This window comes from Sphingomonas sp. CCH21-G11, from assembly GCF_001555965.1.
In the GTDB taxonomy this organism is placed as follows: Bacteria; Pseudomonadota; Alphaproteobacteria; order Sphingomonadales; family Sphingomonadaceae; genus Sphingomonas.
Map to the genome: position 1 here is coordinate 34,842 of NZ_LSHX01000018.1, position 26,992 is coordinate 61,833.

At 67.6% G+C, this 26,992-nt stretch carries 26 protein-coding genes; 14 read left to right on the forward strand and 12 right to left on the reverse strand.

From position 1 onward, the window contains the following. Nucleotides 1–14: 14 nt before the first annotated feature. Genes AX676_RS03955 through AX676_RS03965 form a run of 3 tightly spaced genes read left to right on the forward strand, consistent with a single transcriptional unit; the run spans nucleotide 15 to nucleotide 2,985 of the window. Complete coding sequence (locus AX676_RS03955) at nucleotides 15–1,121, forward strand: 8-amino-7-oxononanoate synthase (protein ID WP_066480811.1); 1,107 nt, start codon at nucleotides 15–17, stop codon at nucleotides 1,119–1,121. Further along, a complete protein-coding gene (gene bioD / locus AX676_RS03960; RefSeq protein ID WP_066480810.1) occupies nucleotides 1,118–1,735 on the forward strand; it encodes a dethiobiotin synthase in 618 nt (205 codons plus the stop codon). Before AX676_RS03955 ends, bioD begins: the two co-directional genes overlap by 4 nt. Beyond that, on the forward strand, nucleotides 1,732–2,985 hold the full coding sequence (locus tag AX676_RS03965) for an adenosylmethionine--8-amino-7-oxononanoate transaminase (RefSeq protein WP_066480809.1): 1,254 nt from the start codon (nucleotides 1,732–1,734) through the stop codon (nucleotides 2,983–2,985). The genes bioD and AX676_RS03965 overlap by 4 nt, the downstream gene beginning before the upstream one ends. Here AX676_RS03965 and AX676_RS03970 read toward each other — a convergent pair. Continuing rightward, nucleotides 2,935–4,092 carry an HD-GYP domain-containing protein gene (locus AX676_RS03970; protein WP_066480807.1) on the reverse strand — a complete coding sequence of 386 codons (1,158 nt, stop codon included), beginning with the start codon at nucleotides 4,090–4,092 and terminating at the stop codon, nucleotides 2,935–2,937. The two genes, AX676_RS03965 and AX676_RS03970, sit on opposite strands and share 51 nt — an antisense overlap. Before the next feature lie 56 nt (nucleotides 4,093–4,148). After that, nucleotides 4,149–5,120 (reverse strand): helix-turn-helix transcriptional regulator, encoded by a 972-nt coding sequence (locus AX676_RS03975; RefSeq protein WP_066480806.1) that lies wholly within the window; start codon nucleotides 5,118–5,120, stop codon nucleotides 4,149–4,151. A gap of 262 nt (nucleotides 5,121–5,382) precedes the next feature. On the opposite strand from AX676_RS03975, the gene AX676_RS03980 reads away from it, so the two are divergent. After that, entirely contained in the window at nucleotides 5,383–8,820 is a 3,438-nt protein-coding gene (locus AX676_RS03980; RefSeq protein ID WP_066480805.1) for a TonB-dependent receptor, read from the forward strand. Between the two features lie 168 nt (nucleotides 8,821–8,988). Here AX676_RS03980 and glmS read toward each other — a convergent pair whose 3' ends face one another. From glmS to AX676_RS04020, 8 genes are all read right to left on the reverse strand, one after another. Beyond that, nucleotides 8,989–10,824, reverse strand: a complete 1,836-nt coding sequence (gene glmS, locus AX676_RS03985; RefSeq protein ID WP_066480804.1) for a glutamine--fructose-6-phosphate transaminase (isomerizing) — start codon at nucleotides 10,822–10,824, stop codon at nucleotides 8,989–8,991. A 15-nt stretch (nucleotides 10,825–10,839) separates the two neighbouring features. Beyond that, the gene (locus tag AX676_RS03990) at nucleotides 10,840–11,208 is read right to left on the reverse strand and encodes a PIN domain-containing protein (RefSeq protein ID WP_066480803.1); all 369 of its coding nucleotides are present in this window, start codon (nucleotides 11,206–11,208) and stop codon (nucleotides 10,840–10,842) included. Then, nucleotides 11,205–11,579: a ribbon-helix-helix protein, CopG family gene (locus tag AX676_RS03995; RefSeq protein WP_066480802.1), complete on the reverse strand. Its 375-nt coding sequence runs from the start codon at nucleotides 11,577–11,579 to the stop codon at nucleotides 11,205–11,207. Before AX676_RS03995 ends, AX676_RS03990 begins: the two co-directional genes overlap by 4 nt. A gap of 31 nt (nucleotides 11,580–11,610) precedes the next feature. After that, nucleotides 11,611–12,960 (reverse strand): bifunctional UDP-N-acetylglucosamine diphosphorylase/glucosamine-1-phosphate N-acetyltransferase GlmU, encoded by a 1,350-nt coding sequence (glmU, locus tag AX676_RS04000; protein ID WP_066480800.1) that lies wholly within the window; start codon nucleotides 12,958–12,960, stop codon nucleotides 11,611–11,613. A gap of 73 nt (nucleotides 12,961–13,033) precedes the next feature. Next, on the reverse strand, nucleotides 13,034–14,041 hold the full coding sequence (locus AX676_RS04005) for a nucleotidyltransferase domain-containing protein (RefSeq protein ID WP_066480799.1): 1,008 nt from the start codon (nucleotides 14,039–14,041) through the stop codon (nucleotides 13,034–13,036). Beyond that, nucleotides 14,038–14,901, reverse strand: coding sequence for an HprK-related kinase A (locus AX676_RS04010; RefSeq protein WP_066480798.1), 864 nt, complete (start codon nucleotides 14,899–14,901; stop codon nucleotides 14,038–14,040). Before AX676_RS04010 ends, AX676_RS04005 begins: the two co-directional genes overlap by 4 nt. 10 nt (nucleotides 14,902–14,911) lie before the next feature. Continuing rightward, on the reverse strand, nucleotides 14,912–15,187 hold the full coding sequence (locus AX676_RS04015; protein ID WP_066480797.1) for an HPr-rel-A system PqqD family peptide chaperone: 276 nt from the start codon (nucleotides 15,185–15,187) through the stop codon (nucleotides 14,912–14,914). Nucleotides 15,188–15,192: 5 nt separating this feature from the next. Continuing rightward, nucleotides 15,193–15,585, reverse strand: a complete 393-nt coding sequence (locus tag AX676_RS04020) for a hypothetical protein (protein ID WP_066480795.1) — start codon at nucleotides 15,583–15,585, stop codon at nucleotides 15,193–15,195. A 91-nt stretch (nucleotides 15,586–15,676) separates the two neighbouring features. On the opposite strand from AX676_RS04020, the gene AX676_RS04025 reads away from it, so the two are divergent. From AX676_RS04025 to AX676_RS04070, 10 genes are all read left to right on the forward strand, one after another. Continuing rightward, on the forward strand, nucleotides 15,677–16,912 hold the full coding sequence (locus AX676_RS04025; RefSeq protein WP_066480794.1) for an ATP-binding protein: 1,236 nt from the start codon (nucleotides 15,677–15,679) through the stop codon (nucleotides 16,910–16,912). Nucleotides 16,913–16,966: 54 nt separating this feature from the next. Beyond that, nucleotides 16,967–18,001: a substrate-binding domain-containing protein gene (locus tag AX676_RS04030; RefSeq protein WP_066480793.1), complete on the forward strand. Its 1,035-nt coding sequence runs from the start codon at nucleotides 16,967–16,969 to the stop codon at nucleotides 17,999–18,001. A 76-nt stretch (nucleotides 18,002–18,077) separates the two neighbouring features. Next, entirely contained in the window at nucleotides 18,078–19,454 is a 1,377-nt protein-coding gene (gene pstC / locus AX676_RS04035; protein WP_066480792.1) for a phosphate ABC transporter permease subunit PstC, read from the forward strand. Next, nucleotides 19,447–20,745 carry a phosphate ABC transporter permease PstA gene (gene pstA, locus AX676_RS04040; RefSeq protein ID WP_066480790.1) on the forward strand — a complete coding sequence of 433 codons (1,299 nt, stop codon included), beginning with the start codon at nucleotides 19,447–19,449 and terminating at the stop codon, nucleotides 20,743–20,745. The genes pstC and pstA overlap by 8 nt, the downstream gene beginning before the upstream one ends. Next, nucleotides 20,745–21,551: a phosphate ABC transporter ATP-binding protein PstB gene (gene pstB / locus AX676_RS04045; RefSeq protein WP_066480789.1), complete on the forward strand. Its 807-nt coding sequence runs from the start codon at nucleotides 20,745–20,747 to the stop codon at nucleotides 21,549–21,551. The genes pstA and pstB overlap by 1 nt, the downstream gene beginning before the upstream one ends. 16 nt (nucleotides 21,552–21,567) lie before the next feature. After that, on the forward strand, nucleotides 21,568–22,257 hold the full coding sequence (gene phoU, locus AX676_RS04050) for a phosphate signaling complex protein PhoU (RefSeq protein ID WP_231726137.1): 690 nt from the start codon (nucleotides 21,568–21,570) through the stop codon (nucleotides 22,255–22,257). Between the two features lie 28 nt (nucleotides 22,258–22,285). After that, entirely contained in the window at nucleotides 22,286–22,978 is a 693-nt protein-coding gene (gene phoB, locus AX676_RS04055; RefSeq protein ID WP_066480785.1) for a phosphate regulon transcriptional regulator PhoB, read from the forward strand. 244 nt (nucleotides 22,979–23,222) lie between these two features. Further along, the gene (locus tag AX676_RS04060; RefSeq protein ID WP_066480782.1) at nucleotides 23,223–23,624 is read left to right on the forward strand and encodes a hypothetical protein; all 402 of its coding nucleotides are present in this window, start codon (nucleotides 23,223–23,225) and stop codon (nucleotides 23,622–23,624) included. A gap of 131 nt (nucleotides 23,625–23,755) precedes the next feature. After that, nucleotides 23,756–24,655: an SDR family NAD(P)-dependent oxidoreductase gene (locus AX676_RS04065; RefSeq protein ID WP_066480779.1), complete on the forward strand. Its 900-nt coding sequence runs from the start codon at nucleotides 23,756–23,758 to the stop codon at nucleotides 24,653–24,655. Nucleotides 24,656–24,869: 214 nt separating this feature from the next. Next, nucleotides 24,870–25,901 (forward strand): hypothetical protein, encoded by a 1,032-nt coding sequence (locus AX676_RS04070; protein ID WP_066480778.1) that lies wholly within the window; start codon nucleotides 24,870–24,872, stop codon nucleotides 25,899–25,901. A 48-nt stretch (nucleotides 25,902–25,949) separates the two neighbouring features. Here AX676_RS04070 and AX676_RS04075 read toward each other — a convergent pair whose 3' ends face one another. Both AX676_RS04075 and epsC read right to left on the reverse strand, forming a co-directional pair. Beyond that, nucleotides 25,950–26,291 (reverse strand): DUF2794 domain-containing protein, encoded by a 342-nt coding sequence (locus AX676_RS04075; RefSeq protein ID WP_066480777.1) that lies wholly within the window; start codon nucleotides 26,289–26,291, stop codon nucleotides 25,950–25,952. Next, complete coding sequence (gene epsC, locus AX676_RS04080; protein WP_066480775.1) at nucleotides 26,291–26,977, reverse strand: serine O-acetyltransferase EpsC; 687 nt, start codon at nucleotides 26,975–26,977, stop codon at nucleotides 26,291–26,293. The genes AX676_RS04075 and epsC overlap by 1 nt, the downstream gene beginning before the upstream one ends. Nucleotides 26,978–26,992: the final 15 nt, after the last annotated feature.

The following is a 26,992-nucleotide window of genomic DNA, read 5'->3' on the forward strand; positions in this document are numbered from 1 at the left end:
GGGGGGACGCGGAAATGTGGGATGCCCATGCCGCGCAACTGCGCGCGCTGGCCGACGCGGATCGGCTACGGGCGCTCGCGCCGCGTGCCGGCATCGACTTTTCGTCCAACGACTATCTCGGGCTTGCCGGGTCGGACCGGCTGCGCGATGCCGCCCGCGCCGCAATCGACCGGGGCATACCCGTCGGGTCGGGCGGATCGCGGCTGCTGCGCGGCAACCATCCCGAGCATGAGGCGCTGGAGGCGGAGGCCGCAGACTTTTTCGGCAGCGAGACGGCGCTTTTCCTGCCGACCGGCTATGCCGCCAATTCGGCGCTGCTCGCGACCTTGCCCCAGACTTGCGACCTGATCGTCCATGACGAACGGGTCCATGCGAGCAGTCATGAAGGGATGCGGCTGACGCGCGCGACGTCGCGAAGCTTTCCGCATAACGACGCGGCCGCCGCCGATGCGGCCATCGCGGCGTGGCGGCGGACGGGCGGCACCGGCACGCCGTGGATCGCGGTCGAAAGCCTCTATTCGATGGACGGCGACCGCGCACCGCTCGACGATCTCGCCGCGGTCGCCGCGCGCCATGACGCGATGCTGGTGGTGGACGAGGCCCATGCCACCGGCGTGTTCGGCACGGACGGTCGCGGGCTGGCGGCGGCGCTCGGCGGTGCGCACAACCTCATCACGCTGCATACCTGCGGCAAGGCGATGGGCGTGGAGGGCGCGCTGGTCGCGTTGCCGCGCACCGCGCGCGACTTCCTGGTCAACCGCGCGCGCGGCTTCATCTTTTCGACCGCGCCGTCGCCGCTCAGCGCCGCGCTGGTGCGGGCCAGCCTGCGTATCCTGGCCGACGCGCCGGAACTGCGCACCGAACTGCACGGGCTGATTGCGGTGGCGGGCGCACAGCTGCCCGGTGCGGGTGCCAGCCAGATCGTGCCGGTCATATTGGGCGAGGACGCACGCGCGATGCGGGTGGCGGCTGGCTTACGCGAACGCGGCTTCGACATTCGCGGCATCCGGCCGCCGACCGTTGCGCCGGGCACGGCGCGGCTGCGCATCTCGATCACCCGCAATGTCGATGCCACGCAGATCGCGACGCTGGGCGACGCCATTCGGGAACTGACGGCATGAGGCTGGTCGTCACCGGCACCGACACCGATGTCGGCAAAACGATGGTCGCGGCGATGCTCGTCCAGGCGCTGGGGGCGCATTACTGGAAACCGGTGCAGTCGGGACTGGCCGATGGCAGCGATTCCGATCGCGTCGCCGCGCTGACCGGCGTCGCGCACGACCGCATCCTGCCCGAGGCCTATCGCCTGACCGAACCGCTGTCGCCGCACCGCGCCGCCGAGCTGGACGGGGTGACGATCGATGCCGCGCGGCTCGTCCCGCCGCCCCACGATCCGCTGGTGATCGAGGGCGCGGGCGGCGCGCTTGTCCCGGTGACGCGCGACCTGCTCTATGCCGACCTGTTCGCGCGCTGGGCTTTGCCGGTCGTCATCGTCGCGCGGACGGCGCTGGGGACGATCAACCACAGCCTGCTGACGATCGAGGCGTTGCGTGCACGCGCCGTGACGATCCTGGGCATCGCGTTCAACGGCGACGCCAATGCGGACAATGAAGCGACGATCTGCGCGATCGGTGGGGTTCGCCGCCTGGGCCGCCTGCCCCGGCTCGACGCGCCGTCGCCGGATGCGCTGGCCGCGGCGTTCGCCACCCATTTCGACGCGGGCGATTTCGCATGACCTCACCCATATGGCACCCGTTCACCCAGCATGGCCTGGGCGAACCGATCCCGCTGGTCAGCCATGCGCAGGGCGCGGCGATCCACACCGTCGATGGCCGCCGGATCATCGACGCGATCTCGAGCTGGTGGGTGACGACCCACGGCCATGGCCACCCGCGCATCATGGCGGCGATCGCCGAGCAGGCGGCGCGGCTGGACCAGATCATTTTTGCCGGCTGGACGCACGAGCCCGCCGAAACGGTCGCGCGCGAACTGGTGGCGATCACCCCCGCGCCGCTGACCCGCGTGTTCTTCTCCGATTCGGGCTCGACCAGCGTCGAGGTGGCGCTGAAGATGGCGCTCGGGCATTTCGCCAATCGGGGCGAGGCGCGCCACCGCATCCTGGTGCTCGAACACAGCTATCATGGCGACACGATCGGCGCGATGTCGGTCGGCGCGCGCGGGGTGTTCAACCGCGCGTATGCGCCGCTGCTGTTCGACGTCGAGACCCTGCCCTTCCCCGCGACCGGGCGGGAACAGGCGACGATCGACGCGCTGGAGGCCGCGTGCCGCGACGATACCCCTGCCGCCCTCATCGTCGAGCCGCTGCTGTCGGGGGCGGGGGGGATGCAGATCTATCCGCCCGCGACCCTGCGCGCGATGCGCGACCTCTGCACCCGCCACGGCGTGCTGTTCATCGCGGACGAGGTGATGACCGGATGGGGCCGCACCGGCACGCTGTTCGCCTGCGACCAGGCGGGCGTGGTCCCCGACCTCATGTGCCTGTCCAAGGGGCTGACCGGCGGTGCGATGCCCCTTGCCGTCACGCTGGCCACCGATGCGATTTTCGACTCGCACTGGTCGCGGGACCGCGCCCGGATGTTCTTTCATTCGTCCAGCTACACCGCCAATCCGATCGCCTGTGCCGCCGCTGCCGCCAATCTGGCGATCTGGCGCGACGAACCGATGCTGGACCGCGTCGCCGACCTTGAACGGCGGCAGCGCACGCATCTGGCTACGCTGGCATCGCACCCGGCGGTCCATGGCGCGCGCCAGCTGGGAACGGTGACCGCGCTGGAGCTTGGCGACGGGACGTCGCGCTATCTGTCCGATCTGGCCCCGCGACTGCTGGCGTTCTTTCGCGACCGGGACATCCTGCTCCGGCCGCTTGGCAACACGATCTACGTCATGCCGCCCTATTGTATCGACGATGCCGACCTAGGCCTGATCTACGGCGCCATCGCCGAGGCCCTCGACCGGTTCGGCTGACTCCGCATCTTCGCGGACGCCGTGCAGATTGACGTCGGCAAAGGCCAGCAGCTGGCGGCGAAGCGTGCGCCAGTCGGTCAGCCCCCAGCGATCGGCGCGTTCGACCGACAGGATCGGATCGCGGCCGGGATCGACCATCACCCAGTCGATCGGGCGCTTGGCATGGGTCGAGAAAAAGGCACAGATTGCGGGCCGGAGCGGATCCTCGGTCAGCTCGTCTGCGACGATGCCCAGCCGCCCGCTTTGCAGCATCACCAGCGATCCCGGCGGGAACGCCCCGATCAGCTTGCGGAATTCGGCGAGCACGCGGCGGTCGAAATGGCCTTCGGCGGTGCTCATCCATTCCAGCGCCTCGGCCGGCGACCAGCTGCGCTTGTACGCGCGGGCCGAGGTGACGGCGTCATAGACGTCGCAGATCGCCGCCATGCGCGCGACCAGGCTGATTTCCTTGTCCTTCAGCCCGAACGGATAGCCCGATCCGTCGAGCCGCTCGTGATGGTGCAGACAGACGTCGCGCACCACCGCCGGGACTTCGGCCACGTCGTTCAGCAGCTCATGCCCGCGCACCGGATGCTCGCGCACCAGCCGGAATTCATCCACGGTCAGTTCGGCGGGCTTGTCGAGCACCGCGCGCGGGATACGCGCCTTGCCGATATCGTGCAGCAGGCCGGCCAGGCCGACATCCTCGAGCACCAGGCCCGGCTCGTCGAGCCGCCGGGCGAGCGCGACCATCAGGCCACACACCGCCACCGAATGCAGATAGGTGTATTCGTGCTTGGTTTTCAGCCGGCCCATGCCCGGCAGCGCCATCGGATGGCGCAATACCGACGCGGTGACCGATCGGACCAGCGCCTGCAGCGCGTCGTAATCGATGGGATCGCCGTCCGTCACTGCCCGGAAGGCCCCACGGATCGTTTCCTTGCCCGATTCGATGATCTGCTTGGCGCGCTCGCGCTCGCGGCCGAGCGACGCGGGACGCGCGCGCAGGAACATCGGTGCGGCCGGTGCCGGCGGGCCGGCATCCGTTTCCGTTTCCGGCGGCATGAACATGCGCCAGTCGCTGCGCAGCAGCGTGTCGTTGATAACCTTTGGCTCTACCCCGTCCATGACACCGGCATAACGCGGACATGGTTGCCAAGCCGTTACGAAAATCCGGGGGCGGATCAGCCCGCGGCGATCTCGCCGCGATAGCGCCGCGGGCTTACGCCGATCACGTTGCGGAAGCTGGTCGAGAAATGCGCCGGCGATCCGAACTGGTAACGCCGCGCGATTTCCGCGACCGGCATCGACGTCGCCCGAAGGTCCTCGGCCGCCGCGTCGATGCGCGCCCGGACAAGATAGGTGTAGACGGTCAGTCCGGTGACCCGGCGGAAAGGCCCGGCCAGCAAAGTGCCGTCGCGCCCTGCCGCGGCGTGGATGTCGGCGAGCGTCACCGGCGCGCGAAGATTTGCGTGAATGAACGCGATCGCGCGGGCGACGGCCGGGTCCTCGCTGCGCACCGCGATTGTCGCCATGCGCGTGGACAGGTTCGACCAGCGCAGCAGCGTGCGCAACGCGATCTCGTTGACGACCGCTTCGACCGTGACCGTCGAAAAATGCCCGGGCGCGCGGAAAAACGCCGCGAGCGCGGACTGTACGCGTTGCATGACCGGCCAAGGTGCCGGATCGGCATGACTGGCGAAGTGCACGGCGCGACCATCGGCCACGTCGGCAACGAGCGTCGCCATCCAGTCGGGTTCGATCGCCACCGCGATCGTGCGATGCGTGCCCGGCACCGCGTTGCTGGCGGTGGCATGACGGACGAGTTCGCTGCCCGACGGGGCGAAGCTGACCGCGTGACGATCGAACTCGAGCCGGCGAAGCGGGCCGTCATTGACCTTCATCATCGACCAGCCGGGATTGAAGTTGAAATCGATCACATGCGCGCGCGCCTGAAAGGAAAAGTCGAACACCTCGCTTTCCAGCTCGTGCAGCCGGACGCCCGGCGTTTCGATCTGAAGGCCGAAATCGGGCCGGCGCTCGATCCGTCCGTCGACGCGCGGGGCGATATCCTTGCGTCCCGCCCTGCCGACGACGAGCGGCTGGATGACGTGGTGATGCACCGGGGCGGTCGGGGGCGGGATGAGCAGGGGCATGATCTTTGTCCAATCGGCACTCGACCGCCCGGATTTCCGGCGGTGAGCCGACGGCGTTGGCAGCCGTCCGCAACACGACCATGACGGCCGCGCGAGAAATTCCCCGACGCTTTCGATTTATTGCGCTTGATTTCGGATGCTGCCCGCCGCGCGCATTCTTGCGAGATATATCGAAAATGGACCTACCCCGTTTTGCGGGGCTGTCATTCCACGCGCCTACCCGCCGCACCTTGTTGCGATGCAAAAAAGGGGAGCGCACGCCATGCAACGTCCATTCAATCTTGCCGCACTTGCCGCCTCGATCCGGCTGCTCGGTGGCGCGAGCGCCGCGGCGATTGCCGTCTGCGCGGCAATCCCGGCTGCTTATGCGCAAGTGACCTACGCCGAAATCGGCGGCGAGGTTCGCTTCGACGACGGCGCACCGGCGGCCGGCGCGACGATCGTCGTCGAACATGTCCCGTCGGGATCGCGCGTCACGACACGGGTCAACGCCTCGGGCCAGTTCACCGCCAGCGGCCTACGCATCGGCGGACCCTACACGATCCAGATCAGCGGCGACGGGGTAGTCACCTCCGAGATCAAGGACATCTTCGCGGTTGCGGGCGATCCGGTCACGCTGTCGGCCACCGTGGCCCGGCGCGACGCGGGCGCCGCGGACGAGATCGTCGTGCTGGGCGGATCGCGCAACCGGCTGAGCTTCGGGTCGATCAACACCTATGGCCAGGGCGAGATCAGCGACCAGCCGGTCGTCGAGCGCCGCCTCCAGGAAATCATCCAGCGCGACAGCCGCGCCTTCCTGGACTTCGGTCAGCCGGACGAGGATCAGGGCATTTCGCTGCTCGGTTTCAACACGCGGTTCAACAACCTGATCGTCGACGGCCTGTCGCAAGCCGACAGCTTCGGCGATAATTTCACCGGCCTGTCGACACGGCGATCGCCGATCTCGCTGGACGCCATCGAATCGCTGTCGGTCGAGACGGCACCGTTCGACGTCCAGAATTCGGGCTTCCAGGGCGGCCAGATCAACATCAACACCAAGTCGGGCAACAACCAGTTCCACGGCTCCGCCCGCTATCTGCAGGGCGGTGGCGGCCTGTCCGCGCGTGAGATCGGCACCGATGCCGCGGGCGCGCCGTTCACGATCGCGCGCGAACCGATCGAGCGCACCTATGGCGCGACGCTGTCCGGACCGATCATCAAGGACAAGCTGTTCTTCTTCTTCAGCTATGAAGAATTCAGCGAAAACGACACGCTGGGCGCCTGTCCCTCCGGCATTGCGTGCGAAACCCCCAGCCTGCTCGTCAGCAGCGCAGCCTATGACCGCATCCGTCAAATCGGCATCGACCGCTACGACTATGATTCGGGCGACTTCAACGACATCCTCAACACGCCCAATGGCGAGCGCAAGTTCCTGGCCAAGCTCGACTGGAACATCAGCGACAACCAGCGCGCGCAGTTGACCTATCAGCGCACCGAATCGAACAGCATCGACACGACGCGTGGCCCGGGCCTCAACTCGCCGTCGAGCGCCGCCGCTTTCGACGCCGACACCCCCATCGGCCTTTCCGGTCAGCTCTTCTCGCAATGGTCGGACAGCTTCTCAACCCAGATCCAGGTCGGCTATCTGCGCCAGGTGCGCAAGGCGACGCCTTTGTCGGCGAACGCGAATTTCGGCCAGGTGCTGCTCCAGGACGTCGACTTCACCCGCAATGCCGACGGTTCGCTGGTGCTCGATGCGAACGGCAATCCCATCCCCGACGGCGACCTGTCGATCGGGCCGGACGATTCCGATCAGAACAACGTGCTCGAGGCGGATCGCTGGCAGATCAAGACGCGCGGCGAATATGTCGCCGGCGATCACAAAATCTCGTTCGGATACGAATTCGACCGCCGCGACATCTTTCGTTCGCGTGCCCCGGCGGGCAATGGGGTGTTCACCTTTGCACCGATCACGGTCAACGGCACCGCGCTGACCACGATCCAGGCATATGAACAGGGCATCGCCACCAGCGTCAGCGCCACCGCGCCGACGACCGGCAATGTCGCCGACGCCGCCGCCGATTTCGCGCTGACCCAGCACTCGGTGTATCTGCAGGACCAATGGGCGGTCACGCCCCGGCTCGATATGCTGTTCGGCCTGCGTTACGAGCTGTTCACCAGCGGCGACGCGCCGGCGGCCAATCCCTTCTTCCTCGCCCGCTACGGCATCTCGAATCAGGACACGCTGGATGGCGTCGACGTGTTCCTGCCGCGCTTCGGCTTCAACTGGCGGCCGTTCGACAACACCGTGGTACGCGGCGGCGCGGGCATCTTCGCCGGCGGCACGCCGATCACGTGGTTCACCGAACCCTTCCTGACCAACGGGGTCAGCCTGGCAACGGTCACGCGGAACAACGCACAGCTTGGCGGGCCGGTCGATCCCAATGAATTGCCGGCCGCCATCCTGGCGCAGCTCGCGACGGTGCGCGCGGGGCTGCGCAACGGCACCGACAGCAGCGTCTCGTTCATTTCGGCCGACTTCGACATCCCCAAAAATGCGCGTTTCACGCTCGCGGTCGACCAGCGCGCCAACCTGCCGCTGCTCGGCGACAATTGGCGCTTCACGGCGGAGGCGACCTATTCGGACGTCATCGACGCGCTCCAGTTCCGTGACCTGCGGATCGTACCGAGCGGCGTGACGCTGCCGACGGGCACGCCGCGCTACGTCACCAACATCGCGTTGGATGCACGAACGCCGAGTTCGGTTACCAATCCGCGGACCGCCCAGACCGTGCCCGTCCAGGACATCGGCATCTTTAACACCAGCGAAGGCCATTCGCTGGCGCTGACGTTCGAGGCCGAAAAGGACTGGAACCTGGGCAAGATCGGCCGCGTCGGCTTCAACACCGGCTATACCTATGTCGAATCGGTCGACGTCTCGCCGAGCAACGACACCGCGACGCTGGCGAGCGTGTACGAAACCGGCGCCTATGACGACGTGAACAATCCCACCGCCGGCAATTCGATTCAGGCGGTGCCGCACAATTTCGTCTTCTCGCTCAACTATTCGAACGAGTTCGCGAAGGATTTCAGGTTCAGGTTCAATATCTTCGGCAACTATCGGACCGGTCGCGCCACCTCGCTCGTCATCGATGCGGACGATCCGCTCAGCGCCGCCGATCTTGGCGGGCTCCAGTCGGCAACCAACCCCGGTGGCATTCCCGCCGCCATCTTCAACCGGCTCCAGTTTCTCCAGCCCGCCTTTTCCGGGCGCGCCAACCAGCGCCTGCTCGCCTATCTGCCGACCGGGGCGGGCGATCCGCTGGTGCGCTATGCGGGGGGCGCCAGCTACGAGCAGATCCTGGCGATCGAGCAGGCACTGGGGCTCGAGCGGTATCGCGGCTCCTTCATCCCGCGGAACATCGTGCGTGCAGGCGACACCTTCCGGCTGGATCTCAATGCCCAGCTCGAAGTCCCATCGCCGCTCCCGGGCAAGCTGATCTTCGACGCCAGCATCCGCAATTTCCTCAACCTGCTCGACCGCGATTATGGCGCAGTGCGGCGCTACAATATCCGCCAGAATTTCTACGATGCGGTGTTCGATCCGGCGACCAACCAGATCGTGATCGACGATATCTCGACGACCGATTTCATCGAAGCGCAGCAATATGCGCCGAGCTCCGCGTGGCGGGCGCAGCTTGGGGTGCGCTATGTCTTCTGACGATCGCGCCGGGCGCTTCGCCGCCGGTCCGCCTTTCGCTTTGCAGCAATCGGCATCCAGCCGGTGATGTCCCGTTTATGAAGCAAGTGCTACAAACCCCCTTGCCGGCTTAACCCACCGGCGATCGGGCCGCCCGGACAAGACCGTGCGGCCCGATTTTGTTGGGGGCTATTCGACCGTCACCGACTTGGCCAGATTGCGCGGCTGATCGACGTCGGTGCCCTTGGCGACCGCGACGTGATAGGCGAGCAGCTGCACCGGCACGGCATAGACGATCGGCGCGATCAGCGGGTGGACGGCGGGCATCTCGATCGTCGCCATCGCGTCCTCGCCCGCCTGGGCCAGCCCGGCGGCGTCGGAAATCAGCACCACCTTTGCGCCCCGTGCCTGCGCCTCCTGCATGTTGCTGACCGTCTTGTCGAACAGCGGTCCCGATGGCGCGATGACGATCAGCGGCACGGCTTCGTCGATCAACGCGATCGGCCCGTGCTTCATCTCGCCCGAGGCATAGCCCTCAGCATGGATGTAGCTGATCTCCTTGAGCTTGAGCGCGCCCTCCAGCGCCAGCGGATAGTCGGGGCCACGGCCCAGATAGAGCACGTCGCGCGCGATCGCGATCGTCCCCGCCATCGCCTCGATCTCGGCGTCATGCGCCAGCGCCGCGTTGATCGCCGCGGGCACTTCGCGCAGGTGGCGGACGATCTCGCGCTCCTCGGCTTCGTCCAGCCGGCCCTTCGCACGCGCCAGATTGACCGACAGCGCCGCCATCACCGCCAGCTGACAGGTGAACGCCTTGGTCGAGGCAACCCCGATCTCCGGCCCGGCATGGGTCGGCATCAACAAATCGACCTCGCGCGCCATCGAGCTGGTCGGCACGTTGATGATGCCGGCGGTGGTGACGCCGTTCGCCTTCATGTGGCGCAACGCCGCCAGCGTGTCGGCGGTCTCGCCCGACTGGCTGACGACGACGCCCAGCGTGTGGGGCAGCAGGACGGGGTCGCGGTAGCGGAACTCGCTCGCCACATCGACCTCGACCGGCAGGCGCGCGAACTGCTCGATCCAGTATTTGCCGATCATGCCGACATAGCTGGCGGTGCCGCACGCGACGATGACGACGCGCTCGACCGTCGACAGGTCGAACTCCATGTCGGGCAACGCGACCTGCTCCTCGACCGGGCGCAGATAGCTGCGCAGCGTCTGGGCGACCACGACCGGTTGTTCGTAGATTTCCTTCTGCATGAAGTGGCGGTGATTGCCCTTGTCGATCAGCGCGCCCGTGATGCCCGACAGGGTTACGGGGCGCTCAACCGGCCGGTTGTCGCGATCGAATACCTGCGCGCCGCCGCGCGTCACCACCACCCAGTCGCCTTCGTCCAAATAGGCAATGCGCTGGGTCAGCGGCGCGAGCGCGAGTGCGTCCGATCCCAGAAAGGTCTCACCCCCATTTTCCTCGGCGCCATGCCCGACCACCAGCGGCGACCCCAACCGCGCGCCGATCAGCAGGTCGGGATGATCCTTGAACAGGATCGCCAGCGCGAAGGCACCGTGCAGGCGGGGCAGCACCGCCTTGACCGCGTCCTGCGGGCTGGCGCCGCGATCCAGTTCGCGATCGATCAGGTGCGCGACGACTTCGGTGTCGGTCTGGCTCAGGAAGGTGCGGCCGTCGGCGATCAGCTCGTCGCGCAGCGGCTTGAAATTCTCGATGATGCCGTTGTGGACCAGCGTTACGCGGCCAGCGACATGGGGGTGGGCATTGTCCTCGGTCGGCGCGCCATGCGTCGCCCAGCGCGTGTGCGCGATGCCGACCGTGCCGGGCAGCGGCTCCTCGCGCAGGCGGGTGCCGAGATTGACCAGCTTGCCACTGGCGCGCCGCCGCTCGATCGCGCCGTTGTGCAGCGTCGCGATGCCGGCGGAATCATAGCCGCGATATTCCAGCCGCTTCAGCCCGTCGAACAGGCGATCGGCGACTTCCGCGCCGCTGATGATCCCGACAATGCCGCACATGATTTGGAGCTTTCGTTACAAGGTGTAGGGGACGCGGATGCCCGGCATATTGGCCGGGAAGTCCTTGGTGTTGTTCGTGACCAGAATGCGATGATTGACCTGAGCTGACGCCAGAATGAGCGCATCGGCCAGGCGCAGCCGCGGTCGCTCGCGGCGCAGTGCCGCGGCATGTTCGGCGGTGCGAAGATCGATCTCGTCGATGGAAAAGCCGTTCAGGAAGGTCTGGATGGTGCGCATCGTCGCCCCGCTCTCCTTGGACATCACCTCGATCCAGGCAATCCGGCTGATCCAAGGGCGATCGACGCGCGCAATTTCGGCGTGCGCCACCCGGTCTCCGTGCAAGGCATAGATCAGGATGTTGGCATCAAAGGCATAGCTGCTCACCGGTCTGAGCGCTTCTGCCCGGTCGTCCTGCTCGCTGACATGTCGAGATAGCGCTGACGCTCGCGGTCATCCGTCTCATCGAACAGGTCGGGAAATTCTGCCCGCACCGCCTCGTAATCGTCATCCCACGGCCGCGTCCACGACGCCCGCTCACGGCGCTGCCATTCAACGGCATCCCCGATGTCGGTCCGGTCTTTCCAAATCCCGAAGGCTTGATCCAGCCACGCCTTGCCGTTCGGTGCCTGGTCTTGCGCTTTGTAGGTCGCGACGACATCCCTGAGCAACGACGCGCGCGATATGCCCCGCTCAGCCGCCCGCTGGTCGAGCCAACGAATATCCTCTTCAGGCAAATCAGCTAGAATGCGGGTCATGTCAAATTGATATCATGTGACGATATCATCGTCAATCGCGCGCCTGCTTGCGCGCTTTCATCATCGCGCGGAACTTCGCCGCCCAGCCCGGCCGGCTTTCCTGTTTGCCGCGCGCCAGCGCCAGCGCGTCGGCCTCGACATCGCGCGTCACCACGCTGCCCGCGGCGACGATCGCGCCCGCGCCGATGTTGACCGGCGCGACCAGCGCGCTGTTCGATCCGACGAATGCGCCCGCGCCGATTTCGGTGCGATATTTGAAGAAGCCGTCATAATTGCAGGTGATCGTCCCCGCGCCGATATTCGCGCCCGCGCCGATGCCGGCATCGCCCAGATAGGTCAGGTGATTGGCCTTGGCCCCCGCGCCCAGCCGCGCGTTCTTGACCTCGACGAAATTGCCGACGCGCGATCCCGCCTCCAGCACCGCGCCGGGGCGCAGCCGCGCGAACGGGCCGACCGAAACGCCGCCGGCGATCGTCGCGCCTTCGACATGGCTGAAGGCGTGGATGACCACCCCGTCCGCGACCGTCACCCCGGGGCCGAACACCACATTGGGTTCGATCACGACGTCGCGGCCGATCACCGTGTCGTGCGCGAACCACACCGTCTCCGGCGCGATCAGGGTCGCGCCATCGGCCATCGCCCGGACGCGCCGCTGCTGCTGCCACGCCAGTTCGAGCGCGGCCAGGTCGGCGCGGCTGTTGACGCCGGCGACTTCGACCTCGGCCACCTCGACCATCGCCGAATGGCGGCCATCGGTGGCAGCGATGGTGACGATGTCGGGCAGGTAATATTCGCCCGCCGCATTGTCGTTGCCCACGTGGTCGAGCAGGTCGAACAGATCGCTCGCCCGCGCCGCCATCAACCCGGAATTGCACAAAGTCACCGCGCGCTCGTCGGCGCTGGCATCCTTGTATTCGACGATCCGGTCGATGCGGCCGTCGGCGTCGGCGATCACCCGGCCATAGGCAGCGGGGTCGGCGGCGCGGAACGCCAGCACCACCACTGCGGGAGCGTCAGGGGCGTGCAGCCGGTCGATCATCGCGCGCATCGTCGCGGTCGCCACCAGCGGCACGTCGCCATAGAGGATCAGCACGTCGCCCGCGAACCCGGCCAGCGCCTCCCGGGCCTGGAGCACCGCATGCCCGGTGCCCAGCTGCTCCGCCTGATGGGCAATCGCGACGCCCAGCGGGGCCACCGCCGCCTCGACCTGGTCGCGCCCGGCGCCGACCACCACGACGGTGCGCGCCGGCGCGAAATCGCGCGTCGCGTCGATCAGGTGGCGCAGCATCGGCTTGCCCGCGATCGGGTGCAGCACCTTGTGCAGGTCCGACTTCATCCGCGTGCCCTTGCCCGCGGCGAGGATGATTGCAGCGGTTTCCATCACGATCCTCTCCACGCTCGTCGCAGGCGCGACTGCCACGAAACGGCGCGGGGTGCCAGTGCCGGGCGCGGGCTCAGCCGACCGGCCGGTGGCCGCCGCGCCACTTGATCCACAAATGCCGCGCCAGCATCGCCGGCGGCATCCGCAGCCAGTGCCCGCGCAGATAGAAGCCGAACTCGGTCACCTTGCGCGTCCGCCGGCCCCAGCCGTCACGCGACAGGATACGACGCAGGAACAAGGCGTCGAGCGCGTCGCCCCGCAGCCATTCCGGCGGCAGCTCCGTGCCGTAGAGCGCATGGGCCAGCCGCAACGACCGGGCGACCGCCGGCCACAGGCCATGATGGCGCGCGCGCGCCTCCAGCCCCTCGACCCCGAACTCCTCGACCAGACAGTGAATGTCCCACAGGTTGCGCAAACCGCCGGCCAGGTCGCCATCGGCGATCAGGTGCGCGGCCGCGTGCACGATGACGTCATCGGGGGCGAGCATGTGCAGCCCCGGCGCAATCTCCACCGCGTGCGCGATCAGGCCGGCGGCGTCGGGCCGCACCCGCGCGGTCAGCGGCAGGATGGTGTGGTGCACGTCGATCATGCGATCGCGATCGCGGTGGATCATCGGGGGCAGCTCGTGCATCCACCGGCGGTAATAGGCGTCGTCATAGGGATCGGGCTTGACCCATTCCCACCCCGCCGCGAGCAATGCTGCCTCCGCCGCGTCCAGCCGGTCGCGCGGCACCAGGATGTCGAGATCGCCGATCGAGCGCCCCTGCCCGGCCTTCAGCCCCGCCGCGACGAATGCCGTGCCCTTCAGTAGCAGGACGGGGATGCCGGCCGGTGCCAGCGCGCGCCGCGCCATTTCCGCTTCCCACAGCGCGGCGATGCGCCCCTGTTCGGCGGATGCGCGCGCGTCGGCGAGGACGCGCGCCGCGGCGGGAGGGATTTTCAGCCCGTCGACGCGATGGGCGAGCGTCCCGATAATCTGTTCGGCGCGCGCCGCCGCGATCAGCGCGGTCCAGCCCGCCGCGTCCAGCGACAGCGCGGATCCGGGTTCGCGCAGGACGCGGACCACCAGCTGCGCGCTCATGCGACCGCTGCCCAGAGCCGCTCGACCTCGGCCAGCGCGGTGTCGGTATCCGGATAGTCGATGGCATGCGCCGGCACCGATGCGACCAGCCGGGTGAGCGCGTCGAAGCCGCGTTCACCCAGCGCGACATAGTTGGTCGACGCCTGCGTCAGCCGCATGAACGTCTCGCTCGCGGGCACCGGGCGCGTCGCGGCGGCGAAGCCGAAGCTCGGAAACAGGATGAGTGCCGGCTGGGCGGGCGCATCCATCGCCGTGATCGCCCGCGCATCGGGCACCAGATGGCGGATGTCGCCCTTTGGCGTCTCCGGCTGGGGCGGACCGAAACGCGCGTCGGTCAGCGCAGCCGCGACGACATCGACCGCCCGGTTCTTCAGGCTGATCAGCCGGGGAAAGGCGTGCGCCAGGCCCGTGGCGGGATCGACCAGCAGGAATTCATCGCCCATCAGCCGCCACCCGCGCGCCATCAGCAGCGCCGCCAGCGTCGACTTGCCCGCCCCCGACACCCCGGTCAGGATCAGCGCGCGGCCATCGCGTTCGACCGCGGCGGCGTGGAGCAGCAGGTACCGCCGCTGGCCGAGCGCCATCTGCAGGTTCATGCCCATTTCGGCGGCGAGCAGGCCGAGGCGCAGCGGAAGCGGTGCGGCGTCGGGAATGGTGTAGTCGCCCGCGATCATCACGCTCGGGCGAACGATGCGTCGCCACGGGCGCGGCGCGAACAGCCTCACGGTGAAATCGGGAATGCCGTCGCTCGGGCGCGGATAGTCGCGATAGAGCGCCCCGAGCTGGGCGATCGGCGCGCGCCAGTCCGATCCGATGCGAAAGCCGACCGGACCGATGCGGAGCTGGACGACGTGCTTCACCGGCCGGCCGTCACGCGCGCGCGACCAGGCCCGCCTGCGCCAGCTCGTCGAGGCGCGCGGACAGAGCCGTGGCGTCCGGGTCCGCCAGGTCGAAATCGGCGACGAGGCGCTCGAGCAGAGTCGCGGCGTCGATCGCGGCATCGCCCATCGCCGCCAGCATCTCGGGCACCGGCGAGGCGACGAGATGCGTCTGGCCCGACGGCCGGTGATAGATGGCGGTCAGCACATCCATCGCCACGATGCGCAGATGTCCGGCAGGCGCGGCGCGATAGACCGGCGGCGCCATCGCGGTCAGCCGCGCGGCATCTGCAGCGATGCGAAGCAGGTAAAGCCGCTGGTGCCCTGCTGAAGCCGGCGGATATAGTTGGTATAGGCGCGATTGGTGGCGAAATCGGTATCGGGCAGACGTCCGCCCGCCAGCGCGCGCTTGACGTCCTCGCCCTTGAACGGGCGCGCCGCGGGGGGCACCGACCCCGGTGTGCCGGGCGCGACCAGCGTGCCGTCCGCAGCGATATAGTTGCCCGCCCGGCCCGGATCGGGAACCGGCACTTCGCAGGTCGAAACCGATGCCGCGGTTTGGGCGAGCGCGGGCCGGATCGAGACGATCGCCGACGCGCTGACGGCACCCAGCATCAGCGCGCGGCGGCGCGTGGAGGCGGGTCCGGGGGTGGGATCGTCGGTCATGATGCGCTTGTCATGCCCCGGGGCCGCTTTCGCAATCGTAAATTGCGGCGGTATCAAGTGCATTACGGGCGTTTTCGACTACAAACGGGACATGGGAATCACCTGGACGACCCGCATCGGCCTCGCGCTCGGGCTGATCGCCGCCGCTGCGGTCGGCATCGGCGCGCTCGGCGGCGACATCAACGGCATCGCCGTCGCACTGATCGGCGGCACCGCTGCCGTGCTGCTCGCCGGGCTCGAGGCGCGCGAGCGCACGATCGAACCGGAGCCGGTCGCGCCACCGCCGACCGAAATGCCCTTCGACGAGGCGGTCGAGGCGATCATCGACCCGGTGCTCGTCGTCGTCGACAATCGCGTCGTCCACGCCAATGACGGCGCGCGCACGCTGCTCGGCCGCCACATCATGGGCGAGGACGTCCGCCTGGCGATCCGCCATCCCGCTGCCGCCGAACGCCTGCTGAGCGGCAGCGAGCCGCCGAGCGAGCCGATCCACCTGGTCGGGCTGGGTACGCGCGACCAGCGCTGGGAGATGCGGGTGCGCGTCATCGCCAGCGGCGCCCGCATCGTCCACCTGATCGACCGGACGGGCAGCTACGCGACCGAGAAGATTCGCGTCGATTTCGTCGCCAACGCCAGCCACGAGCTGCGCACCCCGCTCGCCTCGCTGCTCGGCTTCATCGAGACGCTGCAGGACGAGGCCGGCGAGGACGCGGAAACGCGCGCGCGTTTCCTGAAGGTGATGCAGGCCGAAGCGGTGCGGATGCGGCGACTGGTCGACGACCTGATGAGCCTGTCGCGGATCGAGGCCGAAAAATATCGCGAGCCCGACCAGCAGGTCGACCTGCGCGCCTTGATCGAGGAAGTGCGCGAGGCGCTGGCCGCGACCAATGACGAACGCGGCGGCGACCTGATCACCGAGCTGCGCGACGCGCCGCCGGTCAAGGGCGATCGCGCGCAGTTGAGCCAGGTGCTCTACAATCTGATCGGCAACGCGATGAAATATGGTCGGCCCGGTACCCCGGTGACGATCGCGCTTCGCCACGACGGGGGACCGATGGTCCGGCTGGCGGTGGCGGACGAGGGCGAGGGGATCGCGCCCGAGCACCTGCCGCGCCTGACCGAACGCTTCTATCGCGTTGATTCGGGTCGCAGTCGTGCGGCCGGCGGCACCGGGCTGGGGCTGTCGATCGTCAAGCATATCGTCGAACGCCATCGCGGGCGCATGGATATCGCCAGCACGCCGGGCGTCGGCACGGTCGTTACGGTGCTGTTGCCATCGTCGCAGCTGTCATCAAGCCGTAACGTCGCTGCAACACAGGCACCATGACGCGATGCTAGCCGCCGGCCGGGGGCCGAACCGGCATCAGCGATGGAGATACTCATGACCAGCCGTCTGGCGATTGTCGCGGCATCCTCCCTTCTGCTCGTTTCCTGCGATCAGGGGGCGGCACGCGACCAGATCAAGGTCGTCGGGTCTTCGACGGTCTATCCCTTCACCACGATCGTCGCCGAGCAGCTCGTCAACAACAATCCCAACCTGAAGGCCCCGGTGATCGAATCGACCGGTACCGGCGCGGGCATCAAACTGTTCTGCGCAGGCGTCGGATCGCAGCATCCCGACATTCTCAACGCCTCGCGGCGCCTTTATGCCTCAGAGCTTCAGAACTGCACGGAAAATGGCGTGACCGGCGTGATGGAGGTGCAGGTCGGCACCGACGGCGTGGCGCTCGCCGAATCGCTCCAGGGGCCGAAGCTGTCGCTGACCAAGAAGGACATCTATCTGGCGCTCGCCGCCAACCCGATGGGCCAGCCCAACACGCGGCGCACCTGGCGCGACGTCAATCCCGCGCTGCCGGCGCTGCCGATTCAGGTGTTCGGCCCCCCATCCACCAGCGGCACGCGCGACGCGTTCGTCGAGCTGATCCTGGCTCCGGGGTGCGAGGAAGCCTATCCGGAGGCCGCCGCGATCAAGAAGGGGCCGGACCCTGACCGCTATGCCAATGTCTGCACGCGCATCCGCGACGACGCGGCCTATGTCGACAAGGGGGAGAACGACAATCTGATCGTCCAGAACCTGTCGACCAACCCCAACGCGATCGGCATTTTCGGCTTCAGCTATCTGGAGGAAAACGACGACCGGCTGCGCGGCGTGCCGATCGACGGGGTCGAGCCGACCTATCAGACGATCGCGACCAACCGGTATCCGGGCGCGCGTCCGTTGTTCATCTATGTCAAGAAACAGCATATCCGCCCGATCCCGGGCATGCGCGCGTTCCTGGAGGCGTATGCGAACGCGTGGGCGCCGGACGGCCCGCTGGTCAAGCGCGGCATGATCGCGGCGTCGACGAATGTCCGCTTCAACTCGAAGAACATCATCGACAACGAAATCACCCTCAAGCCCGAGGACCTGAACTGATCGTGCCGCCCGCCCGCCTCACCGCGACGGCCGCCGCCGCATCCGGCGTCCGCCCCGACACGAAGACCCGTCGTTCGTGAACATCTTCGTTCTGTTGTTCCTGATTCTGGGCATGGGCCTGATCGGCTGGCTGGTGGCGCGCGCGCGCGCCGCCGGTTTCGATGCCGGTGCCGCGAAACGGTTGCACTCGCTGCCGTCGCAGCATGGCTGGTACATGGCGATGTGGACCGTCCTGCCCGGGCTGATCTTCCTCGCGGTGTGGAACATCCTCTCGCCCGCGCTGGTGCAGAGCGCGGTCATCGCCAGCCCGGCCGCCGCCGGCCTGCCCGCGATCGATTTCGAGCGCGCGGCGGTGATCGCCGAAGCGCGCAACCTGGCCAACGGCACCGCCTATGGCGCCTTCAACCCGCTGGCGGAGACGCTGGCGCCGATCTATGCCGACGCACAGGCACGCTATGGCTGGATCGGCACCGCGGTCGCGCTGCTGCTGACCTTTGCCGGCGGCGCCTTTGCCTATACGCGCGTCCAGCCGCAGTTCCGCGCGCGCACGCGCGTCGAGAACACGGTGATGCTGGCGCTGCTCGTCGCATCGCTGATCGCGATCCTGACGACGGTCGGCATCTTCGTCTCGCTCCTGTTCGAAAGCGCGCGCTTCTTCGCGATCGTGCCGGTCACCGATTTCCTGTTCGGCACGCGCTGGAGCCCGCAGGTGATCAGTGCCACCGATCCGGGCGAGACGCTGGGCGCGGTGCCGCTGTTCTGGGGCACCTTCTTCATCGGCGCGGTCATCGCGATGCTGGTGGCGATCCCGTTCGGGCTGATGAGCGCGATCTATCTCACCCAGTATGCCGCGCCGCGCGTGCGCGCGTGGATGAAGCCGATCCTGGAAATCCTCGCCGGCGTGCCGACCGTCGTCTACGGCTATTTCGCGGCACTGACCGTCGCGCCGCTGGTGCGCGACTTCGCGGTCGCGATCGGCTTTACCTATGCCAGTTCGGAAAGCGCGCTCGCCGCCGGGCTGGTCATGGGGGTGATGATCATCCCGTTCGTGTCGTCGATGGCCGACGATTCGATCGCCGCGGTGCCGACCGCGATGCGCGACGGGTCGCTGGCGATGGGCGCGACGACATCGGAAACGATCAGCCGCGTGCTGTTGCCCGCCGCGCTGCCGGGCGTGGTCGCCGGCATCCTGCTGGCGGTCAGCCGCGCGATCGGTGAGACCATGATCGTCGTGATGGCCGCATCGGGCGCGGCGACGATCACGCTCAATCCGTTCGAAAGCGCAACCACCGTCACCAAGCAGATCGTCGACCTGCTGACCGGCGAGGCCGAGTTCGACAGCCCGAAGACGCTCGCCGCCTTCGCGCTCGGCCTGACGCTGTTCGTCATCACCTTCCTGCTCAACATCGTCGCGCTGCGCGTCGTGAAACGGTATCGCGAGGCTTATGAGTAAGTCGATCGTCGCCCCCGTGCCGACCGGCACCGCCGAACCCGCGATCCGCGCGCCGACCGACTGGACGACGTCGGCGATGCAGCAGCGCATCCGCAGCCGCTATGCCGCAGAGCGCCGCTTCCGCCTGCTCGGGCTGGCGGCGGTGACCCTCTCCGCCGGATTCCTCGCCTTCCTGCTGATCACCATGCTGATGAACGGCATCGGCGGCTTTTCGCGGGTCGAGGTGGCGCTTCCCCTCGACCTCGCCGCCGCCGAGCTGAAGGTCACCGCCGACCGCCTCGATGACAAGGGCGCAGACCTCGCGCTTGCCGGCGCGGGGATCGAGGATGCGACCGCCAACGCCGCGGTCAAGGCGTTCGGTCCGGCGGGGCTCGACATCATTTCGCCCACCGCCTGGCTGGAGGTACGCGAGGCGGTGAAGCGCGATCCCACGCTGCTGTCGCGCAAGGCGGCGGTCGACGTACCCGTCGCCTCACCGATCGCCGAGGCCGCCAGCGGGCAGGGCACGCCGGAGGCCGAGGCGCTCGTCGCGACGCTCGAACAGCGCGGCGTGCTGACCCGCGGGTTCAACTCGACCTTCCTGACCCAGGCCGACTCGACCGACCCGACCGCCGTCGGCATCTGGGGCGCGCTCAAGGGGTCGCTGCTGACCATGATCGTCACGCTGCTGATCGCCTTTCCGATCGGCGTGCTGTCCGCGATCTACCTCGAGGAATACGCGCCCAAGAACCGCTGGACCGACCTGATCGAGGTGTCGATCAACAATCTTGCCGCGGTGCCCTCGATCATCTTCGGCCTGCTCGGCCTGGCGGTGTTCCTCGGCACGCTCCACCTGCCGCGCTCGGCCCCGATCGTCGGCGGGCTGACGCTCGCACTGATGATCATGCCGGTGATCGTCATCGCCGGGCGCAATGCGATCAAGGGCGTGCCGCCGTCGATCCGCGACGCCGCGCTCGGCATCGGCGCCAGCCGCATTCAGGTGGTGTTCCACCATGTCCTGCCGCTCGCGCTGCCCGGCATCCTGACCGGCACGATCATCGGCATGGCGCGCGCGCTGGGCGAAAGCGCGCCGCTGTTGATGATCGGGATGCGCGCCTTCATCTCGCAGCCGCCGGGCGGCTTCACCGATCCCGCGACCGTGCTGCCGGTCCAGATCTTCCTGTGGTCGGACCAGATCAGCCGCGGCTTTGTCGAAAAGACCAGCGCCGCCATCCTGGTGCTGCTGGTCTTCCTGCTCGCGATGAACGCGATCGCCATCTATCTCCGCAACCGATTCGAGACCCGCTGGTAATGAATGAACTCGCCACCCCGCTCGCCGCGCCCGCGCTGCGCAACGCGCCGCACACCAAGATGGCGGCGCGCGACGTCAACGTCCATTACGGGTCGACCCACGCGATCAAGGGCGTGTCGATCGACATCGACATGGAGAATGTGACCGCGTTCATCGGCCCGTCGGGCTGCGGCAAGTCGACCTTTCTGCGCTGCCTCAACCGCATGAACGACACGATCCCGATCGCGCGGGTTGACGGCGAGATCACGCTGGAGGGCGAGAACATCTATTCCCCCGCGATGGACGTGGTGCAACTGCGCGCGCGTGTCGGCATGGTGTTCCAGAAGCCCAACCCGTTCCCGAAGTCGATTTATGAGAACATCGCCTATGGCCCGCGCATCCATGGCCTGGCCCCGGGCAAGGCCGACATGGACCGCATCGTCGAACAGTCGCTGCGTCGCGCGGGGTTGTGGGACGAGGTCAAGGACCGGCTGAACGACAGCGGCACCGCGCTGTCGGGCGGCCAGCAACAGCGGCTGTGCATCGCGCGCGCCATCGCGGTCGATCCCGAAGTCATCCTGATGGACGAGCCCTGTTCGGCGCTCGACCCGATCGCCACCGCCAAGATCGAGGAGCTGATCCACGAGCTGCGCGGCAAGTACGCGATCGTCATCGTGACGCACAACATGCAGCAGGCCGCGCGGGTGTCGCAGCGGACCGCCTTCTTTCACCTCGGCAACCTCGTCGAATATGGCGTGACGTCGGAAATCTTCACCAATCCTCGCGAAGAGCGGACCAAGGATTATATCACTGGCCGTTATGGCTAAGGCGGGGTTGCGTAGCGTGAGCGAGCATACGGTCAAGATTTTCGACGACGAGCTGGGCGAGCTGCGCGGGCTGGTCGCGCAGATGGGCGGGCTGGCCGAAGCCGCGATCGGCGCGGCGATGGAGGCGCTGGTCCAGCACGACGCCGCTGCCGCGCAGCGCGTCGTCGACGGCGACAAGCGCATCGACGCGCTCGAGCACGAGATCGAGCGGCTGGTGATCCGTCTGATCGCGCTGCGCGCGCCGATGGCCGACGACCTGCGAGAGATCGTGGCGGCGATGAAGATCGCCGGGGTCATGGAGCGCGTCGGCGACCATGCCAAGAACATCGCCAAGCGCGTGACCGCGATGGAGGACAACCGCCATATCGAGCCGCTGTCGGTGCTGCCGGCGATGGCGATCGTGGCGAGCGAGATGCTGCACGACGTGCTCGACGCCTTTGCCGCGCGCGATGCGCAAGCCGCGATGGATGTCTGCGAGCGCGACCGCGCGGTCGACGATTTCTACAACAGCATCTTCCGCGCGCTCGTCACCTTCATGATGGAAAATCCAAAGAGCATCAGCCAGGCCGCGCACCTGTTGTTCATCGCCAAGAATCTGGAACGGATCGGCGATCAGGCGACCAACGTTGCCGAGATGGTCTATTATGCGGCGACCGGCGATCACATGGCCGAACGCGAGCGCATCGAGACGGTCGCCGATCAGTGAGCACGACCGAAGGACAAGGGTGGAACATATGGCGCGGGTGAAGATGCTGCTGGTCGAGGACGACGCGGCGCTGGCCGAGCTGCTGATCTGGCATTTCAAGCGGGAAGATTTCGAGGTCAAGCAGACCCCCGACGGCGAGGAAGCGCTGCTGCTCGCCAAGGAAGCGACGCCCGATATCGTCCTGCTCGACTGGATGGTCGAGGGGCTTTCAGGGATCGAGGTCTGCCGCCGGCTGCGCCGGATGCCGGAGACCGCCAACGTCCCGATCATCATGCTGACCGCGCGCGGCGAAGAGGAGGACCGGGTCCGTGGCCTCGAAACCGGCGCGGACGATTACGTCACCAAGCCGTTTTCGCCGCGCGAGCTGGTCGCGCGCGTCGGCGCGGTGCTGCGTCGCGTCCGTCCCGCGCTGGCGGGAGAGCAGCTGACCTATGCCGATATCGAGATGGACACGGTCGGCCACAAGGTCCGGCGCGGCGGCGAAGTCGTGCCGCTCGGTCCCACCGAATTCCGGTTGCTCAAGCATTTCCTCGAGCATCCGGGCTGGGTGTTCAGCCGCGAGCGCCTGCTCGACGCGGTGTGGGGGCATGACAGCGACATCGAAAGCCGCACCGTCGACGTGCATATCCGCCGGCTGCGCAAGGCGATCAACCGCGGCAACCGGCCCGACATCATCCGCACCGTCCGCTCCGCCGGCTACGCGCTCGATTCGGGCGCCTGAGCGCCAGCAGGTGCCGCTGGGTCGGGCGTCGGAAGCACCAAACCCGCTCATCCTGAGTAGGGGCTGAGCTTGGCGAAGCCTGTCCTGAGCGCCTGTCTTGGCAGGCAGTCGAAGGGCTCAGCGGCTACCCAGGATGAGCGGGTCAATGGGGTGCGATCAGACCATGAGGGATAAAATTCCCGCGCGGATCGTTCCTCCTTTCGCGTGCGCTCGATTGCGCGCCTGTATGCGTAGGAGGAACACCATGAAACTCATCGCCCTTGCCGCGGCGCTTGCGGTCAGTGCGCCCGCGTTGGCGCAGACCATGCCGCAGACCCCCACCCAACAGCCGACGACACCGACTGCCCCCGCTCCAGACGCGGGGATGACCGCGCCCGCGCAGGAGCCGATGGCCCAGCAGCCGATGAACGGCCCGACCGCATCAACATCGCCGATGACGCCCGCACCCGCCGCCGATGCGGCCGATCCGGCAGGCGGCTATATGCCGTCCGGCCCGGCGCTGCAGGGCACGCCTCAACCGGGCGCGAAGGTGATCGTGCAGCAGTCGGTCAGCCCCGACCAGGCGTTCCCCGCGCCCGCCCCGATGGAGAAATATCCGCTGTGCAAGCGCGGCCAGTACGACAATTGCCGCCAGCGTGGCGGCTGATTGCCGGCCCCGGATGCGTGGTTCGGATGCACGGCCCGGATGCCGGGCCGTGCATCCCGTAACGGATTTGACGAACCGCCTGCCTCACGTCACCACTCGCGCCAACTGAACTGCGCGAGAGGACGACGCCCATGACCATCCGTTTCGACAACCAGGTTGCCATCGTCACCGGGGCGGGCGGCGGCCTGGGGCGCGCCTATGCGCTCGAACTGGCGCGGCGCGGCGCGAAGGTGGTCGTCAACGATCTCGGCGTGGCGCGTGACGGCACTGGGCACAGCGACGCCGCGCTGAAGGTGGTCGAGGAGATCGTCGCGCTGGGCGGCGAAGCGATCGCGAACGGGGGCAGCGTCACCGATTACGACCAGATGGCCGCGATGGTCGCCGAAACCTGCGACCGCTGGGGCGGCGTCCACATCCTGATCAACAACGCCGGCGTCTTGCGCGACAAGAGCTTCGCCAAGATGGAGCCGGCCGATTTTCGCTTCGTCGTCGACGTGCACCTGAACGGTTCGGCGCATTGCACCAAGGCGGTGTGGGAAACGATGCGCGCGCAGAATTACGGCCGCATCCTGATGACCGCGTCGTCGACCGGCCTGTTCGGCAATTTCGGCCAGGCGAATTACGGCGCCGCCAAGCTCGGCCTCGCCGGCCTGACCAAGACGCTCTATCTCGAAGGGGCGAAGAACAACATCCGCGTCAACACGATCGCGCCCGTTGCGGGCACGCGCATGACCCAGGACATTTTTCCCGAAGCCGCGTTCGACGCGTTCAACCCAGACGCCGTTGTCCCCGCCGCGCTCTATCTGGTCAGCCAGGATGCGCCGACCAACGCGATCGTCGGCGCGGGCGCGGGCGTGTTCCAGGCGAGTTATGTCACGCTCACCCGCGGCATCAGGCTGGCGGGCGAAGATCTGACCCCCGAGGGCGTCGCCGCGCACTGGGGTGCGATCACCGACCGCACGGGCGAGATCGTGCCCCAGTCGGGCAGCGAGCAGGCGCAGTCGATCTTTGCGCGGCTGGCGGGCAATTGAGGGTCCGGCCAGGAAAAAAAGCCCGGCCACCTTCTCATCGTCACCCCGGCCTTGTGCCGGGGGGCGACAGAAGAACTTGGCTGAAGTTCGTGAAAGCCTCCATTTTCCGCTTAGACTCAGCATATGCGGCCAAAACCTTCGCCCGCACGAGCTGTATTGCCTGATTAAGACACCTCTGGCATGATCGCTTCCGCACACGAAGGAGGAAGAGGCCATGTACAGCGAGTCCGATCTGGACAATGCCGTGGAGGCGGGGGTGGTCCCGCGCGAAACGGCGACCGCGTTTCGCAACCATGTCGCGTCGCTGCGGCTGGCGCCGACCGTCGATGAAGAACATTTCCGGCTGCTGACCGGTTTCAACGATATCTTCGTCGCCATCGCCCTTGTGCTGGTCCTGTTCGCGATCGGTCAGGTCGGCCAGTCGATCACGCCGGCGCTCGGCGGGGTCGGCGTGGCGGGCGCGGCGTGGTTCCTGGCCGAATATTTCACGCGCAAACGGCGCATGGCGCTGCCCAGCATTCTGCTGCTGCTCGCCTTTGCCGGCGGGGTCGGCGGTGCGCTGGTCGGCGCGCTGGCCACGCTCAACCCCGACCTGCCCGACCGCCTCGACGCGGCGATCGGGGCGGGCATCGCGCTGATCACGGCTGGTGCGACCTACATCCATTGGCGGCGCTTCATGGTGCCGATCACGGTCGCCGCCGGTGCGGTCGCGCTGGCCGCCACCGCGATCGGGCTGGTTTTCTCGGCATTTCCGGACATGGGCGCGCGCGCCTGGCCGCTCGTCCTGATCGGCGGCCTTGCGATCTTCGCGCTGGCGATGCGCTGGGACATGAGCGACCGCGAACGCCGCACCCGCCGTTCCGACGTCGCGTTCTGGCTGCATCTCGCCGCCGCGCCGATGATCGCGCATCCGATCTTCCAGATGCTGGGCGTGTTCGACGGCGATGTCGGCGTGCCCGTCGCCATGATCGTGTTCGCGCTCTACATCCTGTTCGCGATCGTCGCGCTCGCCGTCGACCGCCGCGCGCTGCTCGTCTCGTCGCTCGCCTATGTGCTGTATGCGCTCTACGCGTTGTTCCGCAGCGCGGGCGCGGTCGAGCTGGGTACCGCGTTCACCGGGCTGGTGATCGGGTCGGCGCTGCTCACCCTGTCCGCATTCTGGCAGCCGATGCGGCGGCTGGTGGTCGCCCGGCTGGGCAGCCTGAGCCACACCCTGCCACCCACCCAGATGCCGGCGCGCGCCTGAACGCGCGATCATCGGGTGTTGCTCGCGGGCTGATCGGCGACGTGCCGGTCAGCCCGCGACCAGTTTGACCAGTCGCCGCTCGATCGGTGCCAGCACCGGGCCCAGTTCGTGCCCGCGCTTCAGCACCGCGCCACCTTCGGCGATCAGCGCCCATTGTCCCTGGCGCTGGCGCAGCGCCGGACGCTTCTCGATCCGGAATTCAGGGCGTTCGGCGGCGCGGCGAAAGGCGGCGAACATCGCCACCTCCGCATCGAGCCGCATCGCATAGTCGCGCCAATGGCCGGCCGCGACCATCCGACCATAGAGATCGAGGATGCGGGCAAGCTCGGCGCGTTCGAACCCGACCTGCCCGGGCACCCGCGCGGCGGGAAACGGCGTGACGATTCCCATCAGCCGTGGTCGCGCCGCTCCGCCTGGCCGCGTTCGGCCATCGCTTCGTCCAGCCGCTTGCGCAGCGTCTCGATCTCGCAGCGCAACAGTTCCAGCTTTTGCGTCTGGGGATCGTACATTTCGCTGCACGGCGTGCCGTACGGCATGAAGTCGCGCTGATAGGTCGCCGCTTCGACCAGGGTCGGCTTGGCCGGAATGCCGACCATCGTCGCGCCTTCGGGCACGTCCTTGGTCACGACCGCATTGGCCCCGATTCGCGCGCGCGCGCCGACCGTGATCGGCCCCAGGACCTGTGCGCCCGCCCCGATGATCGCGCCGTCGAGGATGGTCGGATGGCGCTTGCCGCCCTCGCCGGCGACCGGGTTGGCACCGCCCAGCGTGACGTTCTGGTACATGGTGACGTCGTCGCCGATCTCGGCGGTTTCGCCGATCACGCTGAACCCGTGTTCGATGAAGAAATTGCGGCCGATCGTCGCGCCGGGATGGATATCGATCGCGGTCAGAAAGCGGGAAAAATGATTGACCACCCGCGCCAGGAAAAACAGCCGGGCGCGATACAGGCGGTGCGCGACGCGGTGCAGCGCCATCGCCCACACGCCCGGATACAGCAGGATTTCGGCCCGGGATCGCGGCGCCGGATCGCGGGCCTTGATCGATTCCAGATACTCGCTCAACCGCCGCAACATGGCGCGTCCCCCTGT